This is a genomic window from Nocardioides psychrotolerans, assembly GCF_943371775.1.
GTDB lineage: Bacteria > Actinomycetota > Actinomycetes > Propionibacteriales > Nocardioidaceae > Nocardioides > Nocardioides psychrotolerans_A.
The window spans coordinates 1-6,828 of sequence record NZ_CALRWD010000128.1 but is presented as its reverse complement, the minus strand read 5'-3'; the positions used below and the strand labels follow the sequence as shown (position 1 = coordinate 6,828).

Here is a 6,828-nt window from a genome sequence, read left to right as displayed (position 1 = left end):
TGCAACATCGCGCCGACTCGGCGTCTGGTCGGGGACCAGACTCAGAAGATGATGTCGCCGGACTTGCGGCGCGAGCGCAACAGCTGGACAGCCTCGTCGAGGATGTCGGCCGCCTCCTTGTCGGAGCGACGCTCCTTCACGTAGGCGAGGTGCGTCTTGTAGGGCTCCACCTTGGTCGCCGGCGGAGCGTTCTCCGAGTCACGACCGGCGGGCAGTCCGCACTTGGGGCAGTCCCACGAGTCCGGCGCGACGGCCTCGACCGAGAACGTCACGACCGAGCTGTGTCCCCGCGAGCAGAAGTAGCTCACCGGCTGACGGGGCGCGGCCTCTCCTCGCTCCGCCTCGCCCATCGGTCCGGCGCCGACTCGGCTGCCGCGAATGGCACTTCCTCCACCAGCCACGTGTCTTGTCCCTCTCTCAGTTCTGGTAGGCGAGCAACAGGCCCAGCGCGATCACGCAGGCGAACCAGATGACGCCGATGCCGACCGTGAACCGGTCGAGGTTGCGCTCGGCGACGGACGAGCCGCCCAACGAGCTGCTGACGCCACCGCCGAACATGTCCGAGAGTCCGCCACCGCGCCCCTTGTGAAGCAGCACGAGGCCGATCAGGAGGAGGCTCGTGGCGATGAGCAGAGCAGTGAAGATCGTTGTCACAGTGCGGAATCCTACGTCAGGGGGTGGGAGATCAGATGACCGGCATGTCGTAGAAGCGGCAGACGCCGCCGAACTCGTCGACCTGCAGGCTCGCGCCCCCCACCAGGGCACCGTCCACGTCGTCCTTGGCCATGATCCCCGCGACGTTGTTGGCCTTGACCGAACCGCCGTAGAGGATGCGCAGACCGTCGGCCGCAGCATCGCCGTGCACCTCGCGCACCCGGGCGCGGATGGCGGCGCAGACCTCCTGCGCGTCCTCGGGCGTGGCCACCTCGCCGGTGCCGATCGCCCACACCGGCTCGTAGGCGACGACCAGGCCGGCCACCTGCTCGGCCGTGAAGCCGGCCAGCGAGCCGTCGACCTGGGCGAGCGTGTGGGCGACGTGCTCGCCGGCCTGACGCACCGCGAGGCCCTCGCCGACACACACGATCGGGACCATGTCGGCGGCGTGGGCCTTGTGGGCCTTGGCGTTGACGACCTCGTCGGTCTCGGCGTGCATCTCACGACGCTCCGAGTGACCCACCACGACGTAGGAGCAGCCGAGCTTGGCCAGCATGCCGGCCGAGATCTCACCGGTGTAGGCACCGGAGTCCTGGGTGGAGACGTCCTGGGCGCCGTACTTGACGGAGAGCCGGTCGCCGTCGACGAGCGTCTGGACCGAGCGCAGGTCGGTGAACGGCGGCACGACGACCACCTCGACCTTGCCGTAGTCGTGGCGCTTGTCGGACAGCGTCCAGGCGAGCTTCTGGACCAGCACCACCGCTTCCTGGTGGTTGAGGTTCATCTTCCAGTTGCCCGCCATCAGCGGCGTGCGGGTGGCCTTGGCCATGGTCGTCAGTCCTCCAGAACCGTGATGCCGGGCAGTTCCTTGCCCTCGAGGTATTCGAGGCTGGCTCCACCACCGGTGGAGATGTGCCCGAACGTTGCTTCGTCGAAGCCGAGCGTGCGTACGGCGGCGGCGGAGTCGCCACCACCCACGACCGAGAGGCCGTCGACCGTGGTGAGGGCCTGCGCGACCGCGCGGGTGCCCTCGGCGAACGCGCCGACCTCGAACACGCCCATCGGGCCGTTCCAGAAGACCGTGCGCGCGTCGCTGAGCGCGGCGGCGAACGCCGCCGCGGACTCGGGACCGATGTCGAGCCCCAGGCTGTCGGCGGGGATCGCGTCGGCGCCGACCACCACGGGGTGGGGCTCGGCGTCACCCGACGGGAAGGTCGTGTCGACCACGATGTCGGTCGGCAGCAGGATCTGCACCCCCGACTCCTCGGCCCGCGTCAGGTAGGACCGGCAGACGTCGAGCTGGTCCTCCTCGAGCAGGCTCTTGCCGACCTCGTGGCCCTGGGCCTTGAGGAAGGTGAAGACCATGCCGCCTCCGATGAGGAGCTTGTCGGCCTTGCCCAGGAGGTTGTCGATGACCCCGAGCTTGTCGGAGACCTTCGACCCCCCGAGCACCACCACGTAGGGGCGCTCCGGGTCGACCGTGAGCCGACGCAGGACGTCGATCTCGCGGGAGACCAGGCCCCCCATGGCGTGCGGCAGCCGCTGGGCGACGTCGTAGACGCTGGCCTGCTTGCGGTGGACCACGCCGAAGCCGTCGGAGACGAAGGCGTCGGCCAGAGCCGCCAGCTGGTCGGCGAAAGCACCGCGCTCGGCCTCGTCCTTGCTCGTCTCGCCCGGGTTGAACCGGACATTCTCGAGGACGGCGACCTGGCCGTCGGCCAGCCCGTCCACGACCTCGCGGGCGGAGTCGCCGACGGTGTCGGTCGCGAAGGCGACGTCCGCACCGAGCAGCTCGCCGAGACGTGCCGCCACCGGACGCAGGGAGTAGCGGTCCTCCGGGGCTCCCTTCGGGCGTCCGAGGTGCGCGGTGACCACCACCCGGGCGCCGGCGTCAGCCAGCTCCCGGATGGTGGGGACGCTGGCGCGGATGCGGCCGTCGTCGGTGATGGTGGTGCCGTCGAGCGGCACGTTGAGGTCCGAGCGGACCAGCACGCGCTTGCCGCGCAGGTCCCCCAGGGAGTCGATGCCCGACACGGTCAGAGGGTCTCGCCGACGTGGTTGACCAGGTCGACGAGGCGGTTGGAGTAACCCCACTCGTTGTCGTACCAGCCGACGACCTTGACCTGGTTGCCGATGACCTTGGTCAGCGGCGCGTCGAAGATGCAGGACGCCGGGTCGGTGGTGATGTCGCTGGAGACGATGGGGTCCTCGCTGTAGCGCAGGATGCGACCGTCGGCGGCCGCCTTCATCACGGCGTTGACCTCCTCGACGGTGGTCTCGCGACCTGCCTCGAAGGTCAGGTCCGTGACGGAGCCAGTGGGCACGGGCACGCGGAGGGCGTAGCCGTCGAGCTTGCCCTTGAGCTCGGGCATGACCAGCGAGATCGCCTTGGCGGCACCCGTGGAGGTGGGGACGATGTTGAGCGCGGCGGCGCGGGCGCGACGCATGTCGCTGTGCGGGCCGTCCAGGAGGTTCTGGTCGCCGGTGTAGGCGTGGATGGTGGTCATCAGGCCCTTGACGATGCCGAACTCGTCGCTGAGGACCTTGGCCATCGGGGCGAGGCAGTTGGTCGTGCAGGAGGCGTTGGAGATGATCGTGTGCGTGGCGGGGTCGTAGTCGCCCTCGTTGACGCCCATCACGATCGTGACGTCCTCGTTCTTGGCCGGGGCCGAGATGATGACCTTCTTGGCGCCGCCGTCGACGTGGGCCTTGGCCTTGGTCGCGTCGGTGAAGAAGCCGGTGGACTCGATGACGACGTCGGCACCCAGGTCGCCCCAGGGCAGCGCGCCGGGGTCGCGCTCGGCGAAGACCTTGAAGGTGTGGCCGGCGGCGGTGATCTCGGTGTCGGTCGCGGTCACGTCCCCGTCGAGACGACCCAGGATCGAGTCGTACTTGAGGAGGGTGGCGAGCGTCTGGTTGTCGGTGAGGTCGTTGACGGCGACGATCTCGATGTCGGCGCCCGAGGCGACGACGGCCCGGAAGAAGTTGCGGCCGATGCGGCCGAATCCGTTGATACCTACGCGAACGGTCACTGCGAATGCTCCTAGCGGTGCGCTGGTGGGGCGGCCCTCGGGGTCTCATCAGGCCGCGTCGCTCCGACCCTATCGCCTGGGGACGGGCAGGAGCCGCCGCGTCCCGACGTACGCACGGGTAACGGACCTCAGTCCCCCGATGTGGGGACCTCAGACCTCGTCGGCGAGCATCTCCGGGGTCAGCGACGCCTCGGTGTCGGGGATCCCGAGCTCCTCGGCCCGCTTGTCCGCCATCGCGAGGAGCCGACGGATCCGGCCCGCGATCGCGTCCTTGGTCAGCACCGGCTCGTGCAGCTGGCCGAGCTCCTCCAAGGAGGCCTGCTTGTGCTCGAGCCGGAGGGTGCCGGCGAGCTGGAGGTGGTCGGGGATCTCCTCGCCCAGGATCTCCAGCGCACGCTCCACGCGGGCGCCGGCAGCGACGGCGGCGCGGGCGGATCGCCGCAGGTTGGCGTCGTCGAAGTTGGCGAGCCGGTTGGCCGTCGCGCGGACCTCGCGCCGCATGCGTCGCTCCTCCCAGGCCATCAACGACTCATGGGCGCCGAGCCGGGTCAGGAGCTGACCGATGGCGTCCCCGTCACGGATGACGACACGGTCGACACCGCGGACCTCGCGGGCCTTGGCCTGGATGCCCAGGCGGCGAGCGACACCGACGAGGGCGAGCGCCGCCTCCGGTCCGGGGCAGGTGACCTCGAGCGAGGACGAACGCCCCGGCTCGGTCAGGGACCCGTGGGCGAGGAACGCACCCCGCCACGCGGCGACCGCGTCACAGCCGCCACCGGACACGACCGCCGGCGGCAGACCGCGCACCGGACGTCCGCGCTGGTCGAGCAGACCGGTCTGGCGCGCGAGGGCCTCGCCGTCCTTGACGACCCGCACGATGTAGCGGCTGCCCTTGCGGATGCCGGCGCCCTGCACCATCACGACGTCGGAGCTGTGGCCGTAGACCTCGGCGATGTCCTTGCGGAGCCGACGCGCAGCGGCACCGGTGTCCAGCTCGGCCTCGACGACGATCTTGCCGCTCACGATGTGGAGACCGCCCGCGAACCTCAGCATCGAGGCCACTTCAGCCTTGCGGCAGCAGGTCTTCGTGATCTGGGTGCTGGACAACTCCGCCTTGACCTGGGCCGTCATCGCCATGGCGTGATCCTCGCACGGGAGTCAACAACCGCCGACCACTCCCCCGGATCAGTCGCCGCTCATGATGTGTGCATAGGCGGCCGCGAGCTTGGCCGGGTCGTGGCGGGGCGTCCCGTCGTCGGCCATCACGTCGGCGAGGACCAGCCGGGCGCCGTAGGACGCGACCGTCTGCTCCAGGGCCGTGGCGTCGTCGCCGACGCACCGGGCATCGGCGAGCACAACGGCCGGCGCCAGGTCGGGGGCGTGCTCGATGAGCGCGGCCAGGTGGTCGCCCGGGCCGAGCCCATGGGTCTCCCCGGGCTGCTCCTCGAGGTTGAGCACCACGATCAGCCGGGCCTCGCTGGTGACGATCGCCTCCCGGAGCTCGGGGATCATCAGGTGCGGGATCACCGAGGTGAACCAGGAGCCGGGACCGAGCACCGTCCAGTCGGCGGCGCCGATCGCCTCGACGGCCTGCGGGCAGACCGTGGGGTCCGCTGGCTCCAGCGCGATGGAGGAGATGGTGCCGGAGGTGATCGCGACCTCCACCTGGCCGCGCACCGTGACGAGCTCGCCGGGGTCGTCGAGGAGGCCGGCCACCTCGGCCGTGATCACCATCGGCGTCAGCGCCATGGGCAGCACACGCCCCTTGGCGCCGAGCAGCCGGCCGATCCAGTCGAGCGCGTCGACGTGGTCGCCGAGCAGCTCCCAGAGGCTGACGATGAGGAGGTTGCCGACGACGTGACCGCGCATCTCGCCCTCACCGGCGAAGCGGTGCTGGAGCACCCGGGACCACGTGACGTCCCAGGTGTCATCGCCACAGAGTGCCGCCAGGGCCATGCGTAGGTCACCCGGCGGCAGCACCCCGAACTCGCCGCGCAGGCGCCCCGAGGAGCCCCCGTTGTCGGCGACCGTGACGACGGCGGTGAGGTCGTCGACCGTCAGGTCGTCGACGAGGAGCCGCAGTGCGGAGAGGGATGCGAAGAGTCCGTGGCCACCACCGAAGGCGACGACCGACTGGGCACGAAGGTCGCTCATCGCCGTCACTCGCGCCCGAGGTCGCGGTGGGTGACCCGCACTTCCAGGCCCCGGTCGATCAGCCGGCGGCCGATCTCCTCGCTCATCGCGACGCTGCGGTGCTTGCCGCCCGTGCAGCCGATGGCGACGCGCATGAAGCGCTTGCCCTCGCGCAGGTAACCGGCCGAGACCCCGGCGAGGACCGGCACGTAGCCGTCGAGGAACTCCGCGGCCCCGGGCTGGCTCTTGACGTAGTCGGCGACCCCGGCGTCGCGTCCGGTGCCGGCGCGCAGCTCGGGCACCCAGAAGGGGTTGGGCAGGAAGCGCATGTCGGCCACGAAGTCGGCGTCGACCGGGATGCCGTACTTGAAGCCGAAGCTCACGACGTTGACCTTGAGCCGGGTCGAGTGCACCGTGCCGAAGGCCTCGGCCACGCGGTCGGTGAGCTGGTGCACGTTGAGGGCCGTGGTGTCGATCATGAGGTCGGCGTCGCTGCGCAGGTCAGCCAGGACAGCGCGCTCGCGCTGGAGGCCGTCGAGGAGCCGACCGGTCGCCTGGAGCGGGTGCGGGCGTCGCGCCGCCTCCTGGCGGCGCACCAGCACCTCGTCGGAGGCGTCGAGGAACAGCAGCGTCGTGCGTCGACCGGTCGCCCCCTGGGCGAGGTTGGCGTGCAGGGTGTGGAAGAAGGAGCCCGAGCGGACGTCGACGACCACCGCGATGCCCTGGGTGGGGCCGAGGCCGTCGTCGACCAGCTTGACGACGTCGGGCAGGAGGCTCGGAGGCAGGTTGTCGACGACGTAGAAGCCGAGGTCCTCGAGCTCCTTGGCCGCCGTGCTGCGACCGGCGCCGGTCATCCCGGTGACGACGACCAGCTCACCGACGGTCGGGGGCGCTGTCTCCTCGGTCATGACTCCTCGATCTCTCCGGTCGCCGTGTTGACGGAGACAGTCTTGCCGGTCGACGAGGCCTGGGCGACCGCGTCCTTGATGGCGGTGGCCGTGCGCTCGCC

At 70.5% G+C, this 6,828-nt stretch carries 8 protein-coding genes; all 8 read right to left on the bottom strand.

The features are described from left to right. Positions 1 to 41 precede the first annotated feature (41 nt). A complete protein-coding gene (locus tag AAG827_RS21730; RefSeq protein ID WP_091114101.1) occupies positions 42 to 401 on the bottom strand; it encodes an RNA polymerase-binding protein RbpA in 360 nt (119 codons plus the stop codon). Between the two features lie 16 nt (positions 402 to 417). Then, the gene (secG, locus tag AAG827_RS21725; RefSeq protein WP_309649834.1) at positions 418 to 654 is read right to left on the bottom strand and encodes a preprotein translocase subunit SecG; all 237 of its coding nucleotides are present in this window, start codon (positions 652 to 654) and stop codon (positions 418 to 420) included. 31 nt (positions 655 to 685) lie between these two features. Next, entirely contained in the window at positions 686 to 1,483 is a 798-nt protein-coding gene (gene tpiA / locus AAG827_RS21720) for a triose-phosphate isomerase (protein ID WP_341928293.1), read from the bottom strand. Between the two features lie 5 nt (positions 1,484 to 1,488). Next, a complete protein-coding gene (locus AAG827_RS21715) occupies positions 1,489 to 2,688 on the bottom strand; it encodes a phosphoglycerate kinase (RefSeq protein WP_341928292.1) in 1,200 nt (399 codons plus the stop codon). 2 nt (positions 2,689 to 2,690) lie between these two features. Then, positions 2,691 to 3,686 (bottom strand): type I glyceraldehyde-3-phosphate dehydrogenase, encoded by a 996-nt coding sequence (gap, locus tag AAG827_RS21710; RefSeq protein ID WP_341928291.1) that lies wholly within the window; start codon positions 3,684 to 3,686, stop codon positions 2,691 to 2,693. A 150-nt stretch (positions 3,687 to 3,836) separates the two neighbouring features. Next, positions 3,837 to 4,823, bottom strand: a complete 987-nt coding sequence (gene whiA / locus AAG827_RS21705; RefSeq protein WP_309649830.1) for a DNA-binding protein WhiA — start codon at positions 4,821 to 4,823, stop codon at positions 3,837 to 3,839. A gap of 48 nt (positions 4,824 to 4,871) precedes the next feature. After that, positions 4,872 to 5,840 carry a uridine diphosphate-N-acetylglucosamine-binding protein YvcK gene (gene yvcK / locus AAG827_RS21700; protein WP_341928290.1) on the bottom strand — a complete coding sequence of 323 codons (969 nt, stop codon included), beginning with the start codon at positions 5,838 to 5,840 and terminating at the stop codon, positions 4,872 to 4,874. Between the two features lie 5 nt (positions 5,841 to 5,845). Beyond that, on the bottom strand, positions 5,846 to 6,727 hold the full coding sequence (rapZ, locus tag AAG827_RS21695) for an RNase adapter RapZ (protein WP_341928289.1): 882 nt from the start codon (positions 6,725 to 6,727) through the stop codon (positions 5,846 to 5,848). Between the last annotated feature and the right edge of the window lie 101 nt (positions 6,728 to 6,828).

Bases quoted from the DNA above. Each gene is read 5' to 3' on its own strand.
- yvcK (WP_341928290.1), bottom strand. From the start codon at position 5,840: ATGAGCGACCTTCGTGCCCAGTCGGTCGTCGCCTTCGGTGGTGGCCAC.
- rapZ (WP_341928289.1), bottom strand. From the start codon at position 6,727: ATGACCGAGGAGACAGCGCCCCCGACCGTCGGTGAGCTGGTCGTCGTC.
- tpiA (WP_341928293.1), bottom strand. From the start codon at position 1,483: ATGGCCAAGGCCACCCGCACGCCGCTGATGGCGGGCAACTGGAAGATG.
- whiA (WP_309649830.1), bottom strand. From the start codon at position 4,823: ATGGCGATGACGGCCCAGGTCAAGGCGGAGTTGTCCAGCACCCAGATC.